The following is a 24591-nucleotide window of genomic DNA, read 5'->3' on the forward strand; positions in this document are numbered from 1 at the left end:
TTGCCGTGAACGACTTCCTTGCCGCCATGGGCCTTGTCCTCGTCGTCGAGGGCCTGGTCTATGGCGGTTTTCCGGCTCTGGCGAAAAGGCTCGCCGCGGAAGTCCTGTCGATGTCGGAGAATACGCTGCGGGGCGGCGGCCTGGTCGCCATCGCCGCCGGCGTGGCCATCGTCTGGCTGGTGCGCGCGTAGGCCGCCGCGCCGCGCTCTCACGCAACTTTGTGATTTTGCCGATAGGCAGAGCCGCAAACACGCCCTATTTCTTGTCCACGGTCGGTATTCGGGTGCTGCTGCCCGGCCCGAATATCAGCGCGCCTAACGTCTTGAACGAGCCGCGGGTTTTGCATTCCGCAGGACACGCAGGTTCCGTAAATTTCCGGAGAACGACTACATGAGCGCAACGTCCGTCGGTTCGGCCATCCGTAAGAGACTGTACGCGACGACATCGGCCCTGCTTTCAGGGGTGCTCGTGGCGTCCTCATTCGCGCCGCTCGCGCTGGCGCAGGAGCAGGTGCAGCCGCCGGCCCAGACGCAGCCCGCTCCCGCGCCGGCGGTGCAGCCTGCCCCGATCGCTCCGCCGCAGGTCCAACTCCAGCCCACGCACGGCCCGGCCTCGGTCGCCGATCTCGCCGAGCGCCTGCTCGGCGCGGTGGTCAACATCTCGACCACGCAGAACGTCAAGGGCACCGAGGCGCCGAACGCCGTGCCGATGCCGCAACTGCCGGAAGGCTCGCCCTTCCAGGACTTCTTCGACGACTTCTTCAAGAACCGCGAAGGCGAGGGTGGCCAGGGCGGCGGCGGCGGAAACCAGAAGGTGCAGTCGCTCGGCTCGGGTTTCGTGGTCGATGCGGAGCAGGGCATCGTCGTCACCAACAACCACGTGATCGCCGATGCCGACGAGATCGAGGTCAATTTCTCCGACGGTTCGAAGCTGAAGGCCGAACTGGTCGGCACCGACACCAAGACCGATATCGCTGTGCTGAAGGTCGATCCGAAGCTAAAGAAGCTCACGGCCGTGAAATTCGGCGATTCCAACGTCATGCGCATCGGCGACTGGGTGATGGCGATCGGCAACCCGTTCGGCCTCGGCGGAACCGTGACCGTCGGCATCATCTCGGCGCGCAACCGCGACATCAATGCCGGCCCCTATGACGACTTCATCCAGACCGACGCGGCGATCAACCGGGGCAATTCCGGCGGGCCGCTGTTCAACATGGAGGGCGAGGTCATCGGCATCAACACGGCGATCATCTCGCCGTCGGGCGGGTCGATCGGCATCGGCTTCTCGATCCCGTCCGAACTCGCGATCGGCGTCGTCGATCAGCTTCGCCAGTTCGGCGAGACGCGGCGCGGTTGGCTCGGCGTTCGCATCCAACCGGTGACCGACGAGATCGCCGAGAGCCTCGGCATGGCCACCGCCAAGGGCGCTCTGGTCGCCGGCATCATCAAGGGCGGGCCGGTCGATAACGGCGTCATCCAGGCCGGCGACGTCATCATCAAGTTCGACGGCAAGGACGTGAAGGAAATGCGCGACCTGCCGCGCGTGGTGGCCGAAAGCCCGGTCGGCAAGGCCGTCGACGTGCTGATCGTGCGCAAGGGCGTCGAGCAGACGGTGAAGGTCACGCTCGGACGGCTCGAGGATGGCGAGAAGCAGGCTTCCGCCGAGGAGAGTGCCGGCGAAGAGCAGGAACAGGCGGTGACCACGGCAACCGTGCTCGGCATGACGGTCGGCGAACTCAACGACGAGACGCGCAAGAAGTTCGAGATCGCCGGTGACGTTTCGGGCGTGGTGATCACCGAGGTCGAGCCGAAGTCGCTTGCTGCCGAGCGCGGCATCCTTGCCGGCGAGGTGATCACCGAGATTGCGCAGGAATCGGTGGCGTCGCCGAAGGATGTGATGGACCGTATCGGTGCGCTGAAAGAGCAGGGCCGAAAGAACGCCCTGCTGATGCTGGCGTCGAAGTCAGGCGAACTGAGGTTCGTGACGCTGCGGATGGATTGACGTTCGTTCGCGTCGATCTATATCAACATAGTATATCCCATGGGATATACTATGTTGATATATGAAGCGCATTGTCTTGGACACGAACGTTGTGACGGCAGGATTGCGCAGTCGCCATGGTGGGTCTTTCGCGGTCCTGCAGTTAAACGCGAATCGACGGCTTCGCCCGTTGGTGACAACGGCCCTGTTCCTCGAATATGAGGCTGTGCTGAATCGTCCTGAACAGGGTGCGGTTCATGGGCTGTCTTCAGTGGAAGTGGATCGTTTGCTGGGAGGCCTTGCGGCTTTGTCAGAACCCGTGGACGTTCATTTTCTCTGGCGTCCCCAGTTGAACGATCCCAAAGACGAGATGGTGCTGGAGGCAGCCATCAACGGCAAGGCCGATGCCTTGGTGACGTACAATCGTCGGGACTTTGTCGCTGCGGCGGAGCGCTTCGACATCAGTATCCTTAGTCCGGCAGAGCTTTTGAAAGGATTGTGGACATGAGCAAGGCGACCTATCCGCTAAAACTTCCGCTGTCGATCAAGGAAGCAGCCGCCCGTCTCGCCAAGGCTGATGGCGTGTCGCTGAACCAGTGGATTGCCTCGGCCGTCGCGCAGAAGGTTGGCGCCGTTGAGACTGCCGCCGATTCCCTGCGACGCAGAGCAGGGAGTGCCTCCGCCGACGATTTTTCGGACATGCTGAAGAAGATTCCCGCTGGTCCCGTGGACACCGGCGATGAACTTCCAGCCGATTGGCACTGATCAAAGGCGCCGGCGCCATTCCCGGGCCGTCAGCCTGTAAAGCTGGTGGCGCTTGAGCTCGGGATGGGTGTCCGGCACGCCGGGATGGTCGAAATCCTCCTCGCGCCGCATGCCGAGACGTTTCATGACGGCAGTGGAGCGGTTGTTGCTCCACACTGCGAAGGAGACGATTTCATCAAGACCCAGGCTGTCGAAAGCGAAGTCGATGAGAGCGGCGGCTCCCTCGGTGACATAACCCTTGCCCCAGAATTCCGGGGCGAGGCGCCAGCCGATCTCGAACGATCCCGCCGGCACGACAGGAACAATCTCGGTGGCATGCAGGCCGATGAAGCCGACGCACGCACCGGTGGCGGTAATTTCGGCCGCGGTCCAGCCGAAACCGTCGCGGTCGATCTCGGCGCGCATGCGGTCCATGACAGCGTCGCTCTCGGCGCGATTGCGGCGGAAGGGGAAAAACGCCATCACCGTGTCGTCGGAGTTGATGCGGTGGAAGAGGTCGTGGTCGCGCTCCTGCCAGTTGCGCAGGACAAGACGTTCCGTCCTGAAAAGAGTCATCGGACGAAATCCGCTTCTGTGTAGCCCTGGATGTAGAGCAGGGCGGTCAGGTCGCCATTGTCGATCCTGATCCGCGCTCGCTCGGCGACGGCCGGCTTGGCGTGCAGGGCAACGCCGGCGCCGGCCAGTGCCAGCATGTCGAGATCGTTGGCGCCGTCGCCGACGGCTATCGCATCCATGGCGGTAATGCCGAGGCGTGCCGCGATTTCGGCCAGCGCCGCAGCCTTGGCCTCACGCCCCAGGATCGGTTCGGCGACCTTGCCGGCGAGCTTGCCGTCCTGTTCCAGCAATATGTTGGCGCGGTTCTCGTCAAAACCCAGCTTTGCGGCGATGCGTGCCGTGAAGCTGGTAAAGCCGCCGGAAACCAGCGCCGCCCAGGCGCCGTGCCGGCGCATGGTGGCGACGAGTTCGCGGCCGCCGGAGGCCAGCGTCAGCCGGTTGGCGACGATGCGGTCGATGACGCCCACGTCCAGTCCCTTCAGCAGGGCAACACGTTCGCGCAGCGCCGGTTCGAAGGCCAATTCGCCATTCATCGAGCGCGCGGTGATTTTCGCGACGTGGTCCTTCAGTCCGACCTCGTCCGCCAGTTCGTCGATGCATTCCTGGTCGATCATGGTGGAATCCATGTCGGCCAGCAACAGCTTCTTCCTGCGGTTTTCGGCCGGCTGGACGACAAGATCTACCCCCGCGGATGCCAGTTCGGCCCGGAGGCTGGACACAGCTTGAGGCGTCTCGTCAGCACCCGTCAAAGCGAGATCGCAAGCCACGCCGTCGGCCAGCCAGCGCGAATCGGTTGCCTTCAAGGCGCGCGATGCCATATCCAGCAGCGCAGGTTTTACGGCGCGTTCAGCCGGGTGCGAGATCAGCGTGGCGACGAGCGACATGAAAAGGTCCGTTGGGGAGGCGGGACGGCTGAAGGATGCGATCCTGATAGCCGGGCCGACCGCCAGCGGCAAGTCGGCGCTGGCGCTGACGATAGCCGGGCGCGTCGGCGGGGCGATCGTCAATACCGATTCCATGCAGGGCTATTCGGTGCTGAACGTGCTGACCGCGCGGCCGGCGGAGGCGGAACTCGCGCGGGTGCCGCATCATCTCTACGGACATGTTCATCCTTCGACGCCGTACTCCACCGGCGCCTGGCTGCGCGACGTCATGCGGCTGATCGACAGCGGCATGCTTGACGGACGAAGACCCGTCTTCGTCGGCGGCACGGGACTCTATTTCCGCGCGCTCCTGCAGGGGCTGTCGGAGATGCCGGAGGTTCCTCAGAACGTGCGCGACCGCTGGCGCTACGAGCTGATGGAACAGGGGCCGCAGCGGCTTCACAAGATATTGATTCGCGAGGATCCGGTGACCGCTTCCGGGCTGCGCCCTTCGGACAGCCAGCGAATCGTGCGTGCGTTGGAGGTGCTGGAAAGCTCGGGAAAGTCGCTGCGAGAGTGGCAGGCGATAGAGGGCCAACCCCTGGTCGACAAATCCAGCGCGCGGCTGTTCGTCATCGAGCCGGAGCGGGGCGACCTCATTGCGCGTATCGAGGCGCGATTCGACAAAATGCTCGTTCGCGGAGCCCGAGAAGAGGTGGCAGATTTGATGCAACTCGGGCTCGACCCGGCGCTGCCCGCAATGAAGGCCATCGGCGTCAGGGAACTCTCGGCGGCGGCGGCGGGCGAAATTTCCGAGCCGGAAGCTATCCTTCGCGCAAAGATTGCAACCCGCCAGTATGCGAAGCGACAGTCGACGTGGTTCCGTAACCAGTTCGGGCAAGAATGGCATAGAATTCAATCGGTAAGCGGCGACTCTGAAGGCGGCGATCCAGACAATTCTCAAGGTCTATGGTTACCCGGACTTTAAGCCGATATTCGCGCTCTGGTTGTTGATATTAACCCTCCGTAAGGTCGAAGCTGCGATAAGTCCGCCGCGTGCGTGCGGAGCGGCAATGAGGTTCCATAAATCCGAATCGGCCTTCATTGTCTTCATCGCCGTGATCCTCGCGGCGGGGGTGGTGATCCTGCATGCCTATGACGTCCTGCAGGACAGTCCAAGGGTCCTGGCTGGCGACGAGGACGTGGCCGGCCACTTCAACTATCTGTCGCATCTGCTATTCGCCACGGGCGTCCTGATTGCCACCGCGCTGTTCTTCGGGGTCTTCTTCATCTACCCGCTGATCCGCACCCAGGCGAAGGAAGAGGGCAAGCTTCGCGCCATGACCAAGTCGCTGAGCGACCGCTCGGTGACGCTAGAACAGGCCGCTCTTACCGACGCGCTTACCGGAATGCAGAACCGGCGCTATTTCGACGAAGCGCTCAAGGAATATCTCGAAGAATTCAGCAGGATCGACAAGCCGGTCGGGCTGATGATCTTCGATCTCGATCATTTCAAGCAGGTCAACGACACGCATGGCCACGATGTCGGCGACGAGGCGTTGCGCGTCGTCGCCGGCTGCCTGAAGGACATGACGCGCTATCACGATGTCGTGGCGCGGCTGGGCGGCGAGGAATTCGCGGTGGTGGCGCCGAACATGGATATGGAAAAACTGACGCGGCTGGCCGAACGCATCCGCAAGGGCATCGCCAACATGCCGATCCTTTCCGGCAATGTGCGCATCAGGATCACCTCCAGTGTCGGGCTGGCGGTCTGGGACCACAGGGAAAGCGCGGAGGATTTCTTCCGGCGCGCCGACCAGCAGCTTTACCAGGCGAAGAAGCAGGGCCGAAACCGCGTCAGTGCGTGAAATGCCGCTGCGTCGGTTTCAAATTCTAAAAATCTGCCAGCAAAAATGAGGGTTTGGGCTGCCGGCTAGCGGCGGAGGCCGAAGCCGGTGCTGCGCAGTTCCCTGCGCGGGTCGTCATGCTGAACGGGCTGGGTTGGCCGCTGTTCCGGGAAGGGCGGCTTTCGGTAGCCGGGATCTCCGGCCTGATGCACGGTGTCGACCGGCTCCGCCACTGTCGGCGACGGCCCGGTGGGCCGCTGGAAATTGCGCAACTTGTCGACGATCAGCGCGAGATCGACCTCGCCGCCGACGCCGGAAACAACGTCCTCCGCATGGTGCTTGCCGGCACCCGGAATGCGTTCTGCCGCGAGCCGCTCGAACTTGAAGCGCATGGTGGTGGCGATGCCGTCGCCAAAGGCGATCGCCTCGCGCTGCCCCATCGACGACAGGAAGGAGAGGGTCGATGCGGAAGAGTCGGCGATGGCCGAGCGGATGATCGCCTGATCCTGCTCGTTGGCAAGGCGCATGGCGAAGACCGTCGAACATTGCGACAGGATGGTCGGGTCGAGTTCGCCTGGGCGCTGCGTCACGACGCCGAGGAAACAGCCATATTTGCGGCCCTCCTTGGCGATGCGGGACAGCGCGTGGCGCGTCGGCGCGAAACCTAGGCGTGAATCGGAGGGCATGTAGCGATGCGCTTCCTCGCACATCAGGAGCAGGCGCAGCTTTCCTTCGCTCCACAATGCGAGGTCGAAAGCGAGCCGCGCCAGCACCGAGCAGACGGAATTGACGACCTCGGAGGGAAGACCGGCCATCTCGAAACAGGTCACGGGGCGGCCGCCATGCGGCACGCGGAAGATTTTTCCGATGGTCTCGTGTATCGAATCCTCGATCAGGCGCGAGGCGAACATGAAGCGGTAACGAGGGTCGCTGATTGCGGACTCTATGCGCGTGCGCAGCGCCTTGAGGGCAGGGCGGTCGTTCTTGCTTTCCAGCAGACCCATGCGCTCGTCGATCAGCCGGATCAGGTCGGCGATGCGGTAGGGAACCGGCAGGTCAGCCGTCATCGAATCCTGGCCGCGCCGCACCAGCCCGCCCGAAGCCGCATTCTTGTAGTTGCTTTTGGCTATCGGGATGAGATCGCGAAGCGCATCGACCTCGTCCGGCTCGACCTCGCGCCCCCTGAACAGAACCTCGGCCAGTTCTTCCAGCCGGAACAGCCAGAATGGCAGTTCGAGGCTGTTGGTGTCGATCTTGTAGCTGTATTCAGGAAGCGCGCTCGCGAATTCGTTGTGTGGGTCGAGGATAAGGACGCGAAGGTCGGGCCGGGCCTCGATCGCCTTGCGCAGCAGCAGGGAGACGGCGGTCGACTTGCCGACGCCGGTGGTGCCGACCACCGCGAAATGGCGCGACAGCGTGTCGTCGATGGCGATGCAGGCGTCGATGCTCTCGTCCTGCGACAGCGCGCCGATCGTGACCGAGCGCCGGCCGGCGAGATCGTAAACCGCCTGGAGGTCGCGCGTGCGGATGCGGTGCGCCACCGCGCCTATATGTGGATACTGTGTCACGCCGCGGTCGAAGACGGGAACGGCCGGCGGGGCGCCGTCGCGCACCTCGCCGATCAGTTCAACGCTGACCTCGATGGCATTCTGGTTGCCGGGGTTCCAGTGGCGGTCGGCCTTGCCGATGGCGTAGACGAGGCCGACGGTGCGGATCGTACCGAGATTGATGGAGATCATCTTGCCGACGGTCCACATGCCCGTTATGGCGCCGTCCTCCTCGTCGGCGAAGGCGGCGATCGTTGCCCGGGCGCCGTCGCACTGGACGACATGCCCGAGGATGCGCTTGTCGTTCTGGGCAGCGTCGCGCCGTTCCTGCACCGTGCCTTCCCCAGCGGACTGGTCCCGCTCAACAAACATTCAGGCTGCCGCCTCCGGTTTCCAAACCAAAGTCAAGCCTAGCGCAGGTGAGTTAAGGTCGGGTGTGAGGCGATGGTTTCGGGAGAATTAATAAGCGGAGTACAGTTTTACGTGTCGGGTGTTGCCAGTAGCCCGCGGAACTGAACGTCCTATATGGAAGCAGGGTTTCAGGCTGTCTTTGGCTGGTCGAACGTGCGTTGGATCCGGTTCATAGATCATCGATCTCACTGTCGTCGGGACGGACCGTTTCGAGTGAGATCGGTTCACCGATGGTCTGCAGCATCGGCTTGCACCGCACGCGCTGGGCGACCGCCCAGTTGCTGAACTCAAACGTCTTGTACCAATCCTCGAGATCTTCGAGTCCGAACTCGTCCTCAAAACCTTTCGCCAAATGGTCGGTGTAACCTTCATGGAATGACGGCCGGAACCTGGGGTTCAATTTCTGGCTGTCCGATATGTTTGTCGCGCCGCTGCCCATGGCGCCGTTCTCTGCCAGTCCGAACGAGCCCTTGGCCAGTCCGACGATCGGGTTCTTGAGTTCGCGGGCACATTGGATTCGGAAGGTCAGTTCGCCCACCAGTTCGGGCGTGCCGACAATTCGAACCGGAATGCCCGCATCTTCCACGTCAAATCCCAGTGCTTCAATCATGGTCAATGTTGTCGAAACGCAGACCGGTGAGATCCGCAGGGGCGGCACCATTGTGCGGAAGCTGACAAGGATGAAATTGCCGCGAAAAAAAGCTTCCCCCATATGCGTCGGGAACCAGTTTTTCCGCAGGACCTGCACGTGATAGCGGGCGTAGGCCATATAGATGGCTGCCATCATGGTGCCGTTGGCCGTGGGATGGCGGTCGCCGGCTCTGGGGTGAGGCTCCTTCGCCTTTCCAAAATGCGTGAAAGGATAGTCCGGTGTCGCCAGGAAATAATCCGCGTCGCTGAGCGCCATGGACAATTGCGCCGCGGCCGTCTGCCGGCGCGGTGAACCATACGCGCCGGACACTTGCGTCGCTATCCAGGGGGCGGGTAGATCGGAACCGGTAACCTCCTTTGCCCAGGAATTGACTTTCTGGCGGAAAGCCCGATGGTCCGTCATATATTGGGCGGCCGGGGTGCTGCTGCCTTCATTGTTCTGCCCGTGCCGCTCGAATGTGATCGAATGGCCGGAAGGCAGGTCGGGGAACTCGGCCCTCGACAGGTCATAGGCTTTCCGGATCGCATCCCTGGTACGATCGATAGAGGGCGGACCGGAGATGTGTTCGAGGCTGAGTTCCTTTCGGGCAACGTTCACGGCCACGTCAAAGTCCGCAAACGCTGCCTGCGTGGAATCTCCCGCAGCCCTGCGATGTTCATCAAACAACTGTTCGAACGTAATGCACGCCGTGGGAAGAGGGGTCGCTCCCCGAGCCTTCGGATGATAGTCGCCGCCTATTCGCTGTTCATCGGAGAATTGAACATCGTTTCGAACCAGCGTCTCCGTCAGCGGCGCAAGCTCGGCGCTGCCATATTGGCGATAGTATGCCCCATCCCCATGGCAGCGCTCGGCCGAGCCAAGCATTTTGGCGCGATAGGGTACATCCTTGAGGGCCATATCCGGCACCATGTTGAGACGTGTGGCGCTTGCGCTTCCAGCCATGAACGACTGGCCGACGCCGAGTGCCACGCGGGCTCCGGACAGCGCCGGGGCCACGGCTTCAACCGACTGAGACATGAGTTCCGAGGACTGAAGGGTCGCAGCCAAATCGATGGCTTTTATCTCGTCCTCGCTGAAGCCTCCCGCGGTTTGAGGCGCCAGCCAGCCGGCTCTTTCGGCCACCAATCCGGCAGACTTCGAGGCTGAGGCCGCAGACTTCTGAGCATCTTTGGCCGATTTTTCCGCGGATCTTATTGTCTGGTCCATGGACCTCGCAGTCTTTTCTGTAGATTGCGCGGCCTTTTCCGTGGATCTTGCCACTTTTTCTGTGGATCTAATAATTTTTTCGGAAGATTCTGCCGTCTGCAGTGCGCGACTCGTTGTCCTTTTCAGGGCTAAAACTTTTCGATTTACCAGGTATATATAATATAGAGTGGTGCCTACCATAATGGTGCTGGCTATCGATAGATAACCCACAACCATCATAAACATATCCGAGTCCATGCTTCCCCCAAATCGCCCTATTGTAGGAACCGATCGCCATTACAAGGATGTGCGCCGCGAGGCAACCTATATCATTTACTCGTTCGGCAATATGCTCGGCAGGCGATTTGGGATGGCCAGTTGCATTCAACTTCGCTATGGGTCCGTGTTAGGAACTCCGTTGTGGTGGGATACATGAACTTTCCAGTTGATACCCTGCTCGTCGAGCAGCGGACGACCCGTGCCGGATATGGCCCGGCAGAGTTGAAATTGTATGGCGATACTATCCAGGCGGAACCGAATGCTGTCATCGGTCTCTACAAGGAACTGCCGCTCGATGGTTTTCTGGCCAATCAGGCGCGCTTCGGCATTGGCAACTATGTGCTGGTAGACATGACGCCTCACCGTTGCCGTATTGTGACGGCTCCGGGCTATTGTGGCGGCTATATTCACACCGGATCTAAAGGATCGATAGCCGCGACCACGCTTTCACCCATCCTGCGCGCACTCCAGGACGACATACGGATGGACTCGTTCGGCCTTGGGTTTTTCCTGAACTATGCATCGAGGCACTCCTACAACCAGCTGCCGTTTCGAACTGTTTTCGACAAGATATTTCGCCTTCCTCCTGCTGCAGTCGTCGAGTTTGAAGAGGGCAAACTCACGCGCTACTTGAGTTACATAATGAAGGGGAGAGAACTCGGCCCTGCCGCGTCGTTCGAAACTGCCATGAACGAGGTGAGCGGTGCGATTGCCGCCTATTGCAAGCGCCGAGGGATAAAGCCTGCAGTCATGTTTTCGGGCGGTGTTGATTCGCTCAGCATATATCTGTCGATGCGTCAAAAGCTTGGAGCTGCGAATATCCAGGCGATCACTGTTGACCACAATCGAGCAAATGGACCGGATAGGGCTTTTGCGGTAGCGGACAAGCTTAGCATCAAAGTCGACCATGTGGAAGATAAGTACTCGCGTTCAGAAAAAACGAACGCTATTCTTACGGACATGATGAAGAGGGATATTATTTTTAGCAGAGGCCCGAGCGTGGCGCTTCTGGAGAAGAATCTTGCAGGTACTCTCGTCCTTCACGGTCAGAACATGGACGCAATATCCAAGATAAACATGGTTGTTCTGCAGGCGAACCTCGAGCGGGGATATCTCTCGGCTGACAGGATTAGGGAGGCTAGAACGGACGCTGAGAAGATATTGCAGTATGAATATTTTATTGGAAATCTTCAGTTTACTCCTCAATATTTGAACGATGTCGAATTTCAGCAGCAAACATTGTCGTTCTTTTCTAAGTTACATTCTGGAACCATCGCTGACCCTGATCCAGGTCGCCGCGGTATCTTGCGGGGAATGATATCGGCCCAGGCACCCAATCTTTTGGGGAAACCTGATTATCCGGTCGATCAGATTGAAAATCTGGACATCGAAGTTGATACATTCAAGAATTTTGTTGGAATTAAGGACTTGGATCCGGCGTTAGCGATTCACCTTATCAGGTATTATACTTACGCCCATATTGGCAACAAGCGCCTCGCAACCTTGCCAACTCCGGATGGAAGCCGCCAGCTTCTCGTCGCTTCGAGTGGTCCAATCGTTACCTACTTCGTCGGCAAGCCGATCGAGCTTTCCCGTACACTCCGGCCGAAGAAGGAAACATACGCGTACGTTCAGAAGCTTGCGGGGATGTCGTATAGCAAGATGACGACCCAGTCGCGGGAAAATTTCAATCTCCGGAAACTGGACAAGTTCGCCGGAGATGGTCTGCTGATGGGCAATATGGAGCGCCTTGATCCGAAAAATTCAATGGTCATTCCGAGAATCGTCGACGAGCCGACACGCGCCTATGTCGAGTATATGTATCGTGATGTGTACCAAACCGCTCGCCCGGATGACCCGAACGTCAGCCTTCTGAGCCAGAGTCGCGCTCGTCAACTGCTCAATCTTGAGCAATTGCTCGTCGGCGCTCTCGAAGCCACCACGCATGGTCATCAAGAGCAGCCTGCGGTAATAGCTGCATAGGCGAGGGCAGGATGCCGCCGGCGGCGCTGTGTCCACCGAATCTGCCGGCGCGGACGCGAGTGCGGCTCATGTGAAATCCTTGGTTTGAATGCGGGCCGCTGGTGTCATAAAAGGATCAATTGTCTTGTCGGTCAGCTTCCGACAGGATGCTGGCCCGAGCAAGCGCAGGGGGCTAGCCAATCATGCTGACGAAAGTCACCGTCGAGGACGAAGGGCAGACAATCCGTCTGAACTGGACCGATGGTTCGGCGGCGCGGTTCCATGCGGTGTGGCTGCGCGACAATGCGTTGGACGAGAAGACGAGAAGCCCAGGCAACAACCAGAGGCTGATTACCATCCTTGATGTTCCCGCCGATACGCGGATCGGCGAAGCGGCGGTCGCGGGAGGCGATTTGTCGCTGCGTTTCCTGCCGGAGGACAAGACCGTGCGCTTTTCGGCGGCCTGGCTGGCAGCGCATGCCTATGATCGCGATGTTTCGCGGCGGCCCGGTTGGACCGATGATGGCATCGAGCGGTGGACCCGCGACACGATGCAACATGCCTTGCCGCGTGCCGGTTTCGGGGCGGCCTCGGTGCGAGGCCTGGTGCTGCGCGATTGGCTGGCTGCGGTCCATAGGTCCGGTTTCGCGGTTATGGACGGGTTGCCGGCCGAATCCGGTGCGCTGCTGAAGGTCGTCGACATGTTCGGCTACGTCCGTGAGACGAATTACGGGCGCTGGTTCGAGGTGCGGGCAGAGGTCAATCCGAACAATCTCGCCTACACCAATCTCGGCCTCCAAGCGCATACCGACAATCCCTACCGCGACCCGGTGCCGACGCTGCAAATTCTGGCCTGCGTCGAGAATACTGTGGAGGGCGGCGAATCCAGCGTGGTCGACGGATTCTCGGTCGCGGCGGCGTTGCAGGACGAAGATCCGGAGGGCTTCCGGCTGCTTTCATCGCATGCCGCGCGGTTCGAATATGTCGGCTCGGCGGGCGTGCGCCTGCGCTCGAAGCGGCCTATGATCGAACTCGGGCCGGACGGCGAACTCATCGCCATTCGCTTCAACAACCGCTCGCTTGCGCCCGTCGTCGACGTGCCGTTCGACGACATGGCCGCCTTCTACCGCGCCTATCGCCGCTTTGCCGAGCTGATCGAGGATCCGTCGTTCGAAGTGTCGTTCAAGCTCGAAGCCGGACAGGCCTTCATCGTCGACAACACGCGCGTGATGCACGCCCGCAGGGCATTTTCAGGGTCGGGCAAACGCTGGCTGCAGGGCTGTTACGCCGATAAGGACGGACTGCTGTCGACGCTTGCGGCGCTCCAGGAAAATCTCAAGGAAGCCGCCGAATGAGTCAGACCGCACCCACATCCGAAACCATCGTCGAAGTCATCGCCGATATTTTCGAGCGGCGTGGAGCGGACGCCTATCTGGGCGAGCCGGTGACCGTTTCGGAGCATATGCTGCAAGGCGCCTGGCTGGCCGAACAGGAAGGCGCGCCGGAGGAATTGGTTGCGGCGGCGCTTCTCCACGACATCGGCCACTTCACCAGCGAGTTCGGCACCTATTCGCCGGACGATGTCGAGGACAAACATCACGACGAGGCAGGCGGGGCGCTGCTCGAGCCGTTCTTTCCGCCGCTGATCGTGGAATGCGTGCGGCTGCATGTGGCTGCCAAGCGCTATCTCTGCGCGACCGATCCGACTTATTTCGGAAAACTGTCGGAGGCGTCCGTTCATACGCTGTCGCTGCAGGGCGGGCCTATGAATCCTGAAGAAGTCGCCGAGTTCCGCAAAAACCCGTTCCACGACGAAGCGGTTCGCGTGCGCCTTTGGGACGAGGGGGGCAAGGTCGCCGGCATGAAGACCAAAAGTTTTCGCGACTATGTGCCGCTGCTGGAGCGGGTGGTCAGGGCGCACAATTCAGCGGTGTAAGCTTTTGCTTACGGATATTGGGTCTTAGGCGGAGACGGCTGGGCCAAAACTGCGAACGATTTCACGCCACCACGAAATCGGCGCTGCTGAGGTTGAGCCCGGCTGTCAATGTCGCGAAGTGTATGCCGGTGATCGCACCCGTTCCGTCCGCGTCGTAGAACAGTTTTCCCGTGTCGGTCTCGTAGATGATGCGGTCGCTGGTGTCGCTTGCCGCGCCGGTGGTGTTGGCACGGAACGCGGAACTGGCGAGCACTCCAGTCGTGGTCAGGGCGGTGAATACGCCGCTCTCGAGTTCGATCCGGTCGTCAGCGGTGCTGAAGTCGCTGATCGTATCGATATTGCCGGCTCCGAGTGCTGACGAAAAGACAAACATGTCCTTACCGGCGAGACCGGACAGCGTGTCGTTTCCACCCTTGCCGTCGATCCGGTTGGCGCCGGCATTGCCGACGAGTTGCTGGCCGATCTCGTTACCCGTGAGGTCGAAGCTCGATGTGCCGGCGCCGTTGGTCGTGGCCAGCCATTCGACATGGACGCCCGCGCCGAGTGTGTAGTCGGCATTGACCAGCGCCCGGTCCATCGCGCCTTGCGTCGAGGTTTCGAGGATGGTCGTGGCGGCGCTGTAGACGAGATAGGTGTCGTTGCCGCCGAGGCCGCGCAGCACGTCGCCCGCGCCGCCGCCATCCTTCAATGTGTTCGCCCCGGCATTGCCAAGGACCTCCTGAGCCAGCGCGTTGCCTGTCAGGTTGATCGCGGAGGTTCCGCCGTTCGCGGTGGTGCGCAGCGTCTCGACCGCGGCACCGGCTGCGAGCGCGTAGCTGAGGCTTGCCGCGACGACGTCATTGCCGCCGCCAGCAGCCTCGACGATCTTGTCGCCGGCATTGTCGACGTAATAGGAATCGTTGCCGGCAAGGCCCTGCATAATGTCCGCGCCGCCCTTGCCATTGAGCACGTTTGCGCCGGCGTTTCCTGTCAGCGTCTGGGCGAATCCGTTGCCGGTGAGGTCGATGGCGGCAAGGCCGTCGTTGGAGGTGGTGCGCAGGAACTCGACGCGGGCGGCGGCGCCCAGCGTGTAGCTGACCGTGGTGGCGACGAGATCGGCGTTGCCGCCGCCGGCGATTTCCACCACCACGTCGCCCTGGCTGTCGACGAAATAGGTGTCGTTGTCGGCGCCGCCGGTCATCATGTCGTCGCCGCCGCCGCCGATCAGCACGTCGTCGCGCATGCCGCCGAAAAGCGTGTCGTTACCGTCACCGCCGTCGAGCACATCCGAGCCGTCGCCGGCGGCGACGCCGGGATTGAGCCGGTAGATCTGGCCCGACAGGACGACGGCGTAGAGGTTGCCGGCATTGTCGGTGCCGAAGGAAGAAATGTGGCCGAGCGTCGCGCCGGTCACATGATCGGTGTGGTCGATGAAACCCTGCGCCTCGCCGTCGACCACGCGCAAGGTCATCAGCCGGTTGGTGACGTAGTCGCCGAAGAAATAGGCCCCCTGCAGGCCGGCTCCCGGCCCATGGTAGACATAGCCGCCGGTGATCGCCTCGCCGAACGGATGCTCATAGTCGAAGACGGGATCGGTGAGGTTCGGCGGGTTGGGTGGCGGGCTCGGCCCCTGGATCGAGCCCTCGCGAAAATCCCAGCCGTAGTTGACGCCGCCCGGACCGCCGGCTGCCTCGAAATCCACTTCCTCCCGCGCCCCTTGGCCGACGTCACCGATATAGAGGTCGCCGGTGGCGGAATCGAAACTCATGCGCCAAGGATTGCGCAGGCCGTAAGCCCAGATCTCGTCGGCGCCCGGGATAGCGCCGGCGAAGGGATTGTCGTCGGGGATGGCGTAGTTGCGGGTGGCATCGGCGGCGAAATCATCGCCGTTCACGTCGACGCGCAAAATCTTGCCGAGCAGCGAGTCCAGATTCTGGGCGTTGCCGTCGGGGTCGTTGGAGCCGCCGCCGTCGCCAGTGGTGATATAGAGGTTGCCGTCCGGCCCGAAGCCGATGAAGCCGCCATTGTGGTTGCCGTGGCCGGGATGCGGGACGGTGATAATCCTCTGCACGATCGCATCGTCGGCGACGGTCGGATCGCTGTCGGAGCGGGCATATTCGCGGACTTCGAGATTGCCCGACGAATTGGTGATGAAGACGAAGAAGCGGCCGTTGGTCTCATAGTCGGGGTGGAAGGCAAGGCCGAGCAGGCCGCGTTCCGAACCGCTTGCCAGATGGCTGTCGGGAATGTCGAGGAACGAGGTTTGCGCGCCGGTTGTGGTATTGATGCGCAGGACTTCGCCCGTGTCCTTCTTCAGTGCGTAGACGAAACCATCGTCGCCGGGTGCGCCGGTGACGAAGGTGGCGCCGGCGCCGATATTGGCGAGAAGCGTGGCCTGGATATTGCCGGATGCCGGATCGAGATCGGCGACGCTGTGGCCGTAGAGCGTGTCGTCGCCGTCGCCGCCGGCGATCGAGTCATTCCCGTCATTGCCCGAGATCGTGTCGGCGCCTGTCGTGCCGTCGAGGTCGTCGTCGTAGACGGTTCCATCCATGGGATCGCTCTCGTTAGCCCTCTATGCGCAACCGACGCTGCGGATCAGCGGATTTTCAACCGAACCCTCGGCACACCAGTTATAGTCGACTTTGACGCCAGCCGGAAAGCAATACGAAGAAACGGCTGCATGAGATCATTGAGATCTGTGTGTTCCCACAAATCCATTTCCGCCAATCGCGGCGGGGTCAGGTTGTTGCGCCTGGCAGACGAGCGGGGGAGTGTCATGACCGATCCGCCGCCCGGCACTTCGCTCCTCCGATCCCGCCTCATCATCAACGTGGAAGCAGGCGAAAATCTTCCGACACTTCCGGGAAAAGGCCGGCGTTGCCGCCGGCCCCTGGATCAGGCCACCACGAAATCGGCCGCGGTGAGCGCCGGATTGCCACTGAGCACGGCGAACTGGATGGCAGCACCCGCGCCGTTGCCGTCGGCATCGTAGAACAGCTTGCCGGTGTCGGTCTCGTAGACGATGTGGTCGTTGGCATCGAGCGCCGTGCCGGCGGCGTTTGCCCGGAAATTGCCGTTCGCCAGCGCGCCGGTCGCGGTCAGCTTTGTGAAGATCGCGTTCTCCAGTTCGATCGTGTCGGCCGCCGCGCTGAAATCGGCGATTGTGTCGATGTTGGCGGCGCCGATGGTGGCGGAGAAGACGAAGGTGTCCTTGCCGCCCAGCCCGTAGAGCGTGTCGTGGCCGCCCTTGCCGTCGATGCGGTTGGAGGTCGCGTTGCCGGTTATGTCCTGGGCGTAGCTGTTGCCGGTGAGATCGATGATGGCCTTGCCGGCGCCGCTGGTGGTGGCCAGATGCTCGACCTGCGAGGTGTTCCCAAGCACGAAGTCAACATTGACCAGCACTTTGTCGTCCGTGCCTTGCCCGGCACCCTCGACGATTTCGGTTCCGGAAGCGTAGACGATGTAGGTGTCGTCGCCGCCGAGGCCCTTCATCACGTCGGCCGCCCCGCCACCATCCTTCAGGATGTTTTCGCCGGCATTGCCGGTTATCTCTTGGGCGAGGTCGTTGCCGGTCAGGTCGATCGAAGCGTTTCCGTTGCTGTTGGTGGTGGAGAGCTGTTCGACATAGACACCCGCGTCCAATGTGAAATCGACGTTGGACATGACCTTGTCGGCCGCTCCTTGGGTCAAGCCTTCGACGACCACGGTATCGGCGCTGTAGATGAGATAGACGTCGTCGCCGGCCATGCCGCGCAGCGTGTCGCCGGCGCCGCCGCCGTCTTTCAGGGTGTTGATGCCCGCATTGCCGATGATCTCCTGGGCCAGCGCGTTGCCGGTGAGGTCGATCGCCGCATTGCCGGAGGCGTTGGTGGTGGTGAACAGCTCGATGTCGATACCCTTGGCGAGTGTGTAGTCGACGCGGGCCATGACGCGGTCGGCCATGCCGTCGCCGGCAAGTTCGATGACTGCATCGGCGGCATTGTCGACGATGTAGATGTCGTCGCCCTTGAGGCCTTCGAGTGTGTCGACGCCGCCCTTGCCCTCGATGGTATTGTCCCCATAGTTGCCGACGATGTGGTTGGCGTCGCTGTTGCCGACAAGCTTCAGATCGAGAACGTCGGTCGGCAGGTTGGTGGCGAGGATCTCGATGTTGGCGCCTTCGGCGAGCGTGTAGTCGACCAGCGTCTCGACCCGGTCGGCATCGCCCTCGCTGGCTATCTCGACAATCACGTCGGCTGCGTTCTGCACGACATAGGTGTCGTCGCCCGCGCCGCCGTGGAGCGAGTTCTTGCCATCGGCGCCGAACAGGCGGTCGTTGCCCTCTCCGCCATAAAGGGTGTCGTCCTCGCCGCCGCCCAGCAGATAGTCCTTGCCGGCCCCGCCGTATAGCGTGTCGTTGCCGTCGCCGCCGGTGATGAGGTCGTCGCCGCCTAAACCGCTCAAAATATCCTTGCCGCCAAGCCCCGCTATGTCGTCGCGCAGGACATCGCCGACAAAGGCATTATCGAGGTCGTCGCCGGTGGTGGTGCGGGAGATCTCGTTGATCTCGGCAGTGATCTGGCCGCCGTCGCCGTCGCTGGCATTGTCCTGCCAGGCGGTGACGAATTTGCCGGACAACAGGCCGGAGACAGCCGATTTCACGTCAAGATTCCCCGAGGCGGTGATGGTGAATTCATCCGTCAGGGCGAAGCCGGTTGGCGTGTAGACGCGAGCCAGAATGTCGTGATCGCTGGGGCTCAGTTCCCTGGTCCAGGTGACGACGATCAAGCCGTTCTCGAGCAGCGTGATATCCGGATCGCTTTCCACATAAGCGGACGGCGTATTGACGTGCTGATAGAGATCGGGCGTGACGTTCAGACCATTGTTGTCGAATATCTGCAGAGTGATGCCGGAATTGCCGGCGTCGTTGCCCTGCCAGCCTGTGTCCTTGTAGACGACGGCCCAGCGGTTGTCGCCAAGACCGACCGCCTGCGCTTCGGTGTTGTCGCCCGTGGTGGCGACGACGAAGTCGTTCACCAGGGTTGAGCCGTCGGCATTGTAGATGCGGGCACGGATCGTCTGGTCGGCGGGATTGGTGTCGGTATAGGTGACGACGTAGCCGCCGCCGCTCAGCGCGGTGACGGTGCTGTCATGCGCGCTGGCCATGCTCGTGTCGACCTGGAAGTAGCCGCCGCCGAGTAGGCCGCCATTTTCGCTGAAACGGCCCTGGTAGGTATGACCGCCAATATCGTAGCTGGCGACGAACCCACCGCCGCTAAGTGCCGAAAGCTGAAGGTTTTCGGCAGTCCCGTCGAACGAAAAAGCGAGTTCCAGACTGACCTCCGTGCCGGTCTCCGTGTAAATGCGCGCCCTGAAACCTTCAGCCGAGTCATGCCAGCCAACCACCACATTGCCGTTTTCCAACTGAATGACCTGCGGCTGTCCAACCACGGTGGTGGGGCCGACCGAAGGCGTGCGGAACGTTCCGACGATTTCGTGCGCGGCGTTGTAGAAATCGACCTCGATCGAGCCGGTGTCGGCGGTGCCGCTGTGGTAGGCGACGACGAAGCCGCCATTGGCGAGGCCCGTGACATCCGGGAGGAGCTGGTCGCCCCCTTCAAAGCTATTGGCCTGGAATTCGGCCTTGGTGACGGTGTTGGTGTAGATGCTGGTGATGGCCATGGTCAGTCCTGTTGCGAAAATGGCGGAAAGCGCCGGCGCCGTTTGGCGCCACGTCATTCCAGGGTGTCTATGGACGAGCGATCTTCACGGGCGGGCTTTGATCCCGACCGGACAGCGTTCTCGATTGCTATGTTGATAAGCGCCTATGCGTGTTTGTCTTTTTCCTTAAGAAACGGCTCAATTGCCGTGCGTCCCGTCATTCAGGCTGACGCGACGCTTTCCCCCTTGTGCTCCCCCGAGCGGTTGTGACGAACCCAGAAGCCGTTATCCGCCTCAGCTCTGAAAAAAACGGCTGGGTCGTCTTGGCAGCTCTGCGTGCCGGTGCGTTTGATAGTGCCCCTTTAGTTTCGCTCTGTTTCGAATTGAGTTCGGCGAAACCGTTTTCCGTTTCGAACGCTGTTTCACGGCGAACGGGATTACTCATCCAGGCCGGCGGATTGGATGAAACGCCATCACTGCCTGACGCGGACGGGAGCGTGCTATCCCTTGTGATGGACTTCCTGCAGTCCGTAGACGGGTGTCGGCAAGCCTTCCATCCGTGCCTTCAATTGCAGCGACAGGAACTGCGAATAGTGGCGCGACTGGTGCAGATTGCCGCCATGGAACCACAGCGCTTCCTGCTGGGTCGGCTTCCACATGTTGCGCTGCTCGCCTTCCCACGGGCCGGGGTCCTTGGTGGTGTTGGAGCCAAGGCCCCAGCATTTGCCGACCTTGTCGGCGACCTCCCGCGAGATGAGATCGGCCGCCCAGCCGTTCATCGAGCCGTAGCCGGTGGCGTAAACGATCAGGTCGGCGGGCAATTCAGTGCCATCGCTGAGCAGCACCGAACGCTCCCTGATCTCCTTCACGTCGACACCGCTCTTCAACTTGATCTCGCCGTCGATGATGAGCTGCGAGGCGCCGATGTCGATGTAATAGCCCGATCCGCGGCGCAGATATTTCATGAACAGGCCGGATTCGTCGTCGCCCCAGTCGAGCATGAAACCGGCCTTCTCCAACCCGTCGTAGAAGGTTGCGTCGCGCTTCTTCATCTCGGCATAGAGCGGGATCTGGAACTGGTGCAGGATCTTGTAGGGCAGGGAGGCGAAGATCAGATCGGCCTTGGCCGTGGTGATGCCGGACCGCACCGCCTTCTCCGAATAGAGGGCGCTCAGGCCGACATCCATCAGCGTGTCGGAGCGCACGATGTGGGTCGACGAGCGTTGCACCATGGTGACGTCGATGCCGGCCTCCCAGAGCGCCGCGCAGATGTCGTGGGCGGAGTTGTTGGAGCCGATGACGACGGCCTTCTTGCCGACATAGGCATCGGGGCCGGGATGTTTCGAGGAATGGTGCTGGTCGCCCTTAAAATTCTCCATGCCCTTGATCTTCGGCATGTTGGGTTTTGCCGACATGCCGGTGGCGAGGATCAACTGCTTGGGCTTCAGCACGATGTCCTTGCCGTCGCGCCTCACGGTGACGGTCCATTCTTTCTTCTTCTCGTCGTAGGAGGCGCTTTTGGCCTCTGTCGAACCCCAATAGTTCAGCTCCATGACCTTGGTGTACATTTCCAGCCAGTCGCCGATCTTGTCCTTGGGCGAGAAGATCGGCCAGTTCTTGGGGAAATCGATATAGGGCAGGTGATCGTACCAGACCGGGTCGTGCAGGCAGAGCGACTTGTAGCGCTTGCGCCAGCTATCGCCGGGGCGCTCGTTCTTCTCGACGATGAGGGTGGGAACGCCGAGCTGGCGCAGCCGCGCGCCGAGCGCGATGCCGCCCTGGCCGCCGCCTATGATCAGGCAATAGGGCTGCTTGCTGAAGCCGAGCTCGGCCTGTTCCTTCTCGCGCTCCTCCTTCCAGGTCGGGCGGTTTCTTCCCGCGCCGTGCTTGGCGCCGAGCGGCCGGTCGAAGCCGGCGGGCTCCTCGAAACCCTTGAGTTCGACCATGGTGGTCAGCAAGGTCCAGATTTTCCCGTCGCGGACCCTGATCTGGCCGAAGCCGCGCGCGCCCTCGGTCTCGAAGCTGATCCAGCCTTCCAGCAGCCCCTCGTTCTCTGTCGCGTCCTCGCCCTCCGCGATCGACCAGTTCGAAGGTTTCGTCAGCGAAAGCTGGCTTTTCAGCATGTCGCGGACCTGGTCGCGGCCCTCCATGGTCTTGATATTCCAGGTGAAGGTCACGAGGTCGCGCCAGTAGCAATCCTCCTGGAAGCAGTCGACGGCGGCGTCGATGTCGCCGGCGGCAAGCGCGCCGCCGAATTTGTCGAGCAGGTCCGACAGTTTTTTGTTGGGCGCCTTGTCGAGCATGAAAATCCTCCCAGGAACGGCCTCGCGGCCCGCGCGCCTCCTCGCGGCGAACCTCTGCGCAGTATGAGCGCAGGCTTTGCCCGCCGTCACGCCCGACCAAAGTCGGGAGCGGTCTATCTGTTGTGCCAGATGCTGGCTGCGGGCTTCACGCCACGGAGACATCCGCGTTGGTCAACGCCAGCCCGGCGGTGATCGTCACGAAATGGACGCCTGCGATAGCGCCCGTGCCGTCGGCGTCGTAGAGGATGCTGCCTGTGTCGATCTCGTAGATGATCCGGTCGCTGCCATCCTCCGCCAGTCCGGTGGTGTTCGCCCGGAAGGCCGCGCCGGAAAGCGTTCCGGTGTTCAGAGTGGTGAAAATGGCGTCCGACAGCAGGATGCGGTCGTCGGGCACGCTGAAATCGAGGATTGTGTCGACATTGGCGCCTCCAAGCTTCGTGGCGAAGACGAATGTATCGGCCCCACCGAGACCGCGCAGCGTGTCGGCGCCGCCCTTGCCCTCCAGCCGGTTGGCGCCGGCATTGCCGGTCATCAACTGGCCGATCTCGTTGCCGGTGAGATTGATGGCGCGGGTGCCGGCCACGGAGGTCGTGGTGATACGCTCGACATGGACGCCGGCCGCGAGCGCATAGGATGTGCCGGCACCGACCCAGTCGGCCGCGCCTTGCGTGGCACTTTCCAGAATGACGTCGGTGGCCTGGTAGATCAGATAGATGTCGTTGCCGTCCAGCCCCGACAGCGTGTCCACGCCGCCGCCGCCCTTCAGCGTGTTGCCGCCGGCATTGCCGACGATTGTCTGGGACAAGGCGTTGCCCGTGAGGTCAATCGCAGTCGCATCCGTTTGCGACACTGTTTTAAGGAACTCGATCTCCGCGCCGGCCGACATGACCCAGGAGGCGGAAGCCAGCACGGTATCGATGCCCTCGCTCACCGCTTCGATCACCGCGTCGGCGATGTTGTCGACGATGTATGTGTCGTCGCCAAGGCGGCCCGTCATCGTGTCGGCGTTGGCACCGCCGTCCAGGTGGTTTGCCGCGCTGTTGCCGTTGATGTTGTCGGCGCCGGAACCACCTCTGACATTTTCAATCAGGGACGCCGGGTTGTTCTGATACATGAAGGCATTGAAGACGTTGCCGCGCGCAAGGCCGCCGTTCGGACCGCCGCCGAGATAGGCGCGCTGTTCGCCGGAAAACGTCGAATAGCCGCCGGGGGTCAGGCTGACGAAAAGATTGGTCGTGTAGCCGGAAAGGTCGTAGGTGTCGTTGCCGCCGCCGTCCCAGATGGTCTGGAAGATGCGGTTGTCGCCGGGGTGGATGGCAAGGTTTCCGTCGACGTAGGTTTCGCCGGTCGACGCATTCCAGGAATAGACGGTGTTGCCGCTGTTGGTGGTGTAGTCGGCGCCGTACATATGCTGAAGGGTGGCGATGTCGTCCATCATGAACGTCTGCGGCGCGCCCCACTGCTCGTAGTTGTAGCCGCTGGTGTCGTCGCCGATGAAGGTGCGGTACGTCATCACGCTGTATTCGAGCGAGTCCCGATTGGCCGGCAGAGCGCCGAAGCCGCCGGTCTCGTGGCCGTGCTTCAGCCCTAGCGCATGACCGGTCTCGTGAATGATCGTATGCCAGTCGTAGTTGCCGGCCGTCGGCCTGTCGCCCGAGGGGCCGAAGAAGGCATCGCCGCCATAGTTCGCGGCGTCCGGATAGTAGGCATATGCGGTGCTGGGATTGGTCGTGTTGGCGTAGCGCAAGGTGGCGTCGCCGCTACCCGATCCGGCATAGGTCACGTCGAGGCCCGTAAAACCCTCGACGGAGAAGCCGGCCGCGCCGCTCGGCTGCGTCTCGATATCGGCGTTCAGCGCGAAGTGCACCGCAACCATCTGCCGTGCGCTGAGCTGGGAAAAGTTGGTGAGCGGCTCGGGATAACCGGTGCCATAATCGGAGGTCGCGTCCGGATCGCTGTAGCTGATGGAGCCGTCGGACCATCTGTTGGGTGCGAGCAGACCGTCGATGCGCTGGACGCCGGAGGCGACGTTCGCGGTTACGGGGTCGCTGGTTCCGTTTGCGACCGGGCCGTCACTGGAGGTGCTCATGTCACCGCCCTGGATACATCCCGGCAAGGGGCACAATATGAACCTGCACCGGGCTTACTGGAGAAAGCGCGTTCCATCGAACCGGCTGTTGCTGCCGTTCTGGCCATATGTGGCCGGCGTGGCGCGATTAGCAATTGACATTTCCTCGTCTCTCAAAGCGCCTTTTGGAGGATCAAGGCCCAAGAAATTATTAGAGGTGTAGTTCGGGACTGTTTCGAATTGATGCTGCCGATCGTAGGACACGTCACGGCCGCGGTGACTGTCTGCGTCTACGAGCGTTTCGCTCAAACCTGGTTCGTGATGGCCGGCGACCCGCAGCGGCGCAGCCGAGATGACGACATCGCGAACATTGTTGTTGCCGGACCCGAAACGGGCCGCCGATTTTCCTGGTTGACAGCGTTCCGTCCTCGCCCCTATTGTCCGCGCCCATGAAGACGATCCTCATTCTCGTAGGAAGGCGCATGGGCAAGGCGGTGTGACCGCCGGGCGATATCCACCCATGCGCAGACAGCAGGCTCCCTCCCGGGGGCCTTTTTTATTGCCTCGAAGACGACTAAACGACCAGCAAACGCCGATGACGGCGAGAACCGACGGA

The 24591-nt window shown here is 61.7% G+C and carries 17 protein-coding genes; 9 read left to right on the forward strand and 8 right to left on the reverse strand.

Annotated features, from left to right (window positions below; translation table 11 throughout):
* The first annotated feature begins 5 nt into the window (after positions 1–5).
* The 4 genes from ABMA59_RS03395 (at position 6) to ABMA59_RS03410 (ending at position 2745) form a co-directional block, all read left to right on the forward strand.
* Entirely contained in the window at positions 6–191 is a 186-nt protein-coding gene (locus ABMA59_RS03395) for a DUF2065 domain-containing protein (protein WP_349003878.1), read from the forward strand.
* Positions 192–390: 199 nt separating this feature from the next.
* Entirely contained in the window at positions 391–2001 is a 1611-nt protein-coding gene (locus tag ABMA59_RS03400; protein ID WP_349003879.1) for a DegQ family serine endoprotease, read from the forward strand.
* A 61-nt stretch (positions 2002–2062) separates the two neighbouring features.
* The gene (locus ABMA59_RS03405) at positions 2063–2488 is read left to right on the forward strand and encodes a putative toxin-antitoxin system toxin component, PIN family (RefSeq protein ID WP_349003880.1); all 426 of its coding nucleotides are present in this window, start codon (positions 2063–2065) and stop codon (positions 2486–2488) included.
* Positions 2485–2745: a pilus assembly protein HicB gene (locus tag ABMA59_RS03410; protein WP_349003881.1), complete on the forward strand. Its 261-nt coding sequence runs from the start codon at positions 2485–2487 to the stop codon at positions 2743–2745. Before ABMA59_RS03405 ends, ABMA59_RS03410 begins: the two co-directional genes overlap by 4 nt.
* Here ABMA59_RS03410 and ABMA59_RS03415 read toward each other — a convergent pair whose 3' ends face one another.
* On the reverse strand, positions 2746–3300 hold the full coding sequence (locus ABMA59_RS03415) for a GNAT family N-acetyltransferase (protein WP_349003882.1): 555 nt from the start codon (positions 3298–3300) through the stop codon (positions 2746–2748).
* The gene (serB, locus tag ABMA59_RS03420; protein WP_349003883.1) at positions 3297–4184 is read right to left on the reverse strand and encodes a phosphoserine phosphatase SerB; all 888 of its coding nucleotides are present in this window, start codon (positions 4182–4184) and stop codon (positions 3297–3299) included. The genes ABMA59_RS03415 and serB overlap by 4 nt, the downstream gene beginning before the upstream one ends.
* Here serB and miaA point away from each other — a divergent pair.
* Positions 4183–5151: a tRNA (adenosine(37)-N6)-dimethylallyltransferase MiaA gene (miaA, locus tag ABMA59_RS03425; RefSeq protein ID WP_349003884.1), complete on the forward strand. Its 969-nt coding sequence runs from the start codon at positions 4183–4185 to the stop codon at positions 5149–5151. The two genes, serB and miaA, sit on opposite strands and share 2 nt — an antisense overlap.
* 85 nt (positions 5152–5236) lie before the next feature.
* Entirely contained in the window at positions 5237–6031 is a 795-nt protein-coding gene (locus ABMA59_RS03430; RefSeq protein ID WP_349003885.1) for a GGDEF domain-containing protein, read from the forward strand.
* Positions 6032–6096: 65 nt separating this feature from the next.
* Here ABMA59_RS03430 and ABMA59_RS03435 read toward each other — a convergent pair whose 3' ends face one another.
* Both ABMA59_RS03435 and ABMA59_RS03440 read right to left on the reverse strand, forming a co-directional pair.
* Positions 6097–7929, reverse strand: coding sequence for an ATP-binding protein (locus ABMA59_RS03435; RefSeq protein WP_349003886.1), 1833 nt, complete (start codon positions 7927–7929; stop codon positions 6097–6099).
* Positions 7930–8137: 208 nt separating this feature from the next.
* Positions 8138–9826, reverse strand: a complete 1689-nt coding sequence (locus ABMA59_RS03440) for a hypothetical protein (protein ID WP_349003887.1) — start codon at positions 9824–9826, stop codon at positions 8138–8140.
* Positions 9827–10237: 411 nt separating this feature from the next.
* On the opposite strand from ABMA59_RS03440, the gene ABMA59_RS03445 reads away from it, so the two are divergent.
* The 3 genes from ABMA59_RS03445 (at position 10238) to tmpB (ending at position 13982) form a co-directional block, all read left to right on the forward strand.
* Positions 10238–12067: an asparagine synthetase B family protein gene (locus ABMA59_RS03445; protein ID WP_349003888.1), complete on the forward strand. Its 1830-nt coding sequence runs from the start codon at positions 10238–10240 to the stop codon at positions 12065–12067.
* Between the two features lie 182 nt (positions 12068–12249).
* On the forward strand, positions 12250–13401 hold the full coding sequence (gene tmpA / locus ABMA59_RS03450; protein WP_349003889.1) for a 2-trimethylaminoethylphosphonate dioxygenase: 1152 nt from the start codon (positions 12250–12252) through the stop codon (positions 13399–13401).
* Positions 13398–13982, forward strand: coding sequence for a (R)-1-hydroxy-2-trimethylaminoethylphosphonate oxygenase (tmpB, locus tag ABMA59_RS03455; protein WP_349003890.1), 585 nt, complete (start codon positions 13398–13400; stop codon positions 13980–13982). Before tmpA ends, tmpB begins: the two co-directional genes overlap by 4 nt.
* A 61-nt stretch (positions 13983–14043) precedes the next feature.
* Here tmpB and ABMA59_RS03460 read toward each other — a convergent pair whose 3' ends face one another.
* From ABMA59_RS03460 to ABMA59_RS03475, 4 genes are all read right to left on the reverse strand, one after another.
* Complete coding sequence (locus ABMA59_RS03460; protein WP_349003891.1) at positions 14044–16515, reverse strand: PQQ-dependent sugar dehydrogenase; 2472 nt, start codon at positions 16513–16515, stop codon at positions 14044–14046.
* A 344-nt stretch (positions 16516–16859) separates the two neighbouring features.
* A complete protein-coding gene (locus tag ABMA59_RS03465; protein WP_349003892.1) occupies positions 16860–19625 on the reverse strand; it encodes a calcium-binding protein in 2766 nt (921 codons plus the stop codon).
* A gap of 479 nt (positions 19626–20104) precedes the next feature.
* Positions 20105–21907 (reverse strand): NAD(P)-binding domain-containing protein, encoded by a 1803-nt coding sequence (locus tag ABMA59_RS03470; RefSeq protein WP_349003893.1) that lies wholly within the window; start codon positions 21905–21907, stop codon positions 20105–20107.
* A 145-nt stretch (positions 21908–22052) separates the two neighbouring features.
* Positions 22053–23996 carry a M10 family metallopeptidase gene (locus tag ABMA59_RS03475; RefSeq protein ID WP_349003894.1) on the reverse strand — a complete coding sequence of 648 codons (1944 nt, stop codon included), beginning with the start codon at positions 23994–23996 and terminating at the stop codon, positions 22053–22055.
* Positions 23997–24591: the final 595 nt, after the last annotated feature.

Source organism: Mesorhizobium yinganensis, from assembly GCF_040081985.1.
GTDB classification, from domain to species: domain Bacteria; phylum Pseudomonadota; class Alphaproteobacteria; order Rhizobiales; family Rhizobiaceae; genus Kumtagia; species Kumtagia yinganensis.

Coding starts and splice junctions, on each gene's coding strand:
- ABMA59_RS03475 (WP_349003894.1), bottom strand. CDS start 23,996: ATGAGCACCTCCAGTGACGGCCCGGTCGCAAACGGAACCAGCGACCCC.
- ABMA59_RS03460 (WP_349003891.1), bottom strand. CDS start 16,515: ATGGATGGAACCGTCTACGACGACGACCTCGACGGCACGACAGGCGCC.
- ABMA59_RS03445 (WP_349003888.1), top strand. CDS start 10,238: ATGAACTTTCCAGTTGATACCCTGCTCGTCGAGCAGCGGACGACCCGT.
- tmpB (WP_349003890.1), top strand. CDS start 13,398: ATGAGTCAGACCGCACCCACATCCGAAACCATCGTCGAAGTCATCGCC.
- ABMA59_RS03435 (WP_349003886.1), bottom strand. CDS start 7,929: ATGTTTGTTGAGCGGGACCAGTCCGCTGGGGAAGGCACGGTGCAGGAA.
- ABMA59_RS03430 (WP_349003885.1), top strand. CDS start 5,237: ATGAGGTTCCATAAATCCGAATCGGCCTTCATTGTCTTCATCGCCGTG.
- ABMA59_RS03470 (WP_349003893.1), bottom strand. CDS start 21,907: ATGCTCGACAAGGCGCCCAACAAAAAACTGTCGGACCTGCTCGACAAA.
- ABMA59_RS03440 (WP_349003887.1), bottom strand. CDS start 9,826: ATGGACCAGACAATAAGATCCGCGGAAAAATCGGCCAAAGATGCTCAG.
- ABMA59_RS03415 (WP_349003882.1), bottom strand. CDS start 3,300: ATGACTCTTTTCAGGACGGAACGTCTTGTCCTGCGCAACTGGCAGGAG.
- serB (WP_349003883.1), bottom strand. CDS start 4,184: ATGTCGCTCGTCGCCACGCTGATCTCGCACCCGGCTGAACGCGCCGTA.
- ABMA59_RS03410 (WP_349003881.1), top strand. CDS start 2,485: ATGAGCAAGGCGACCTATCCGCTAAAACTTCCGCTGTCGATCAAGGAA.
- ABMA59_RS03405 (WP_349003880.1), top strand. CDS start 2,063: ATGAAGCGCATTGTCTTGGACACGAACGTTGTGACGGCAGGATTGCGC.
- tmpA (WP_349003889.1), top strand. CDS start 12,250: ATGCTGACGAAAGTCACCGTCGAGGACGAAGGGCAGACAATCCGTCTG.
- miaA (WP_349003884.1), top strand. CDS start 4,183: ATGAAAAGGTCCGTTGGGGAGGCGGGACGGCTGAAGGATGCGATCCTG.
- ABMA59_RS03400 (WP_349003879.1), top strand. CDS start 391: ATGAGCGCAACGTCCGTCGGTTCGGCCATCCGTAAGAGACTGTACGCG.
- ABMA59_RS03465 (WP_349003892.1), bottom strand. CDS start 19,625: ATGGCCATCACCAGCATCTACACCAACACCGTCACCAAGGCCGAATTC.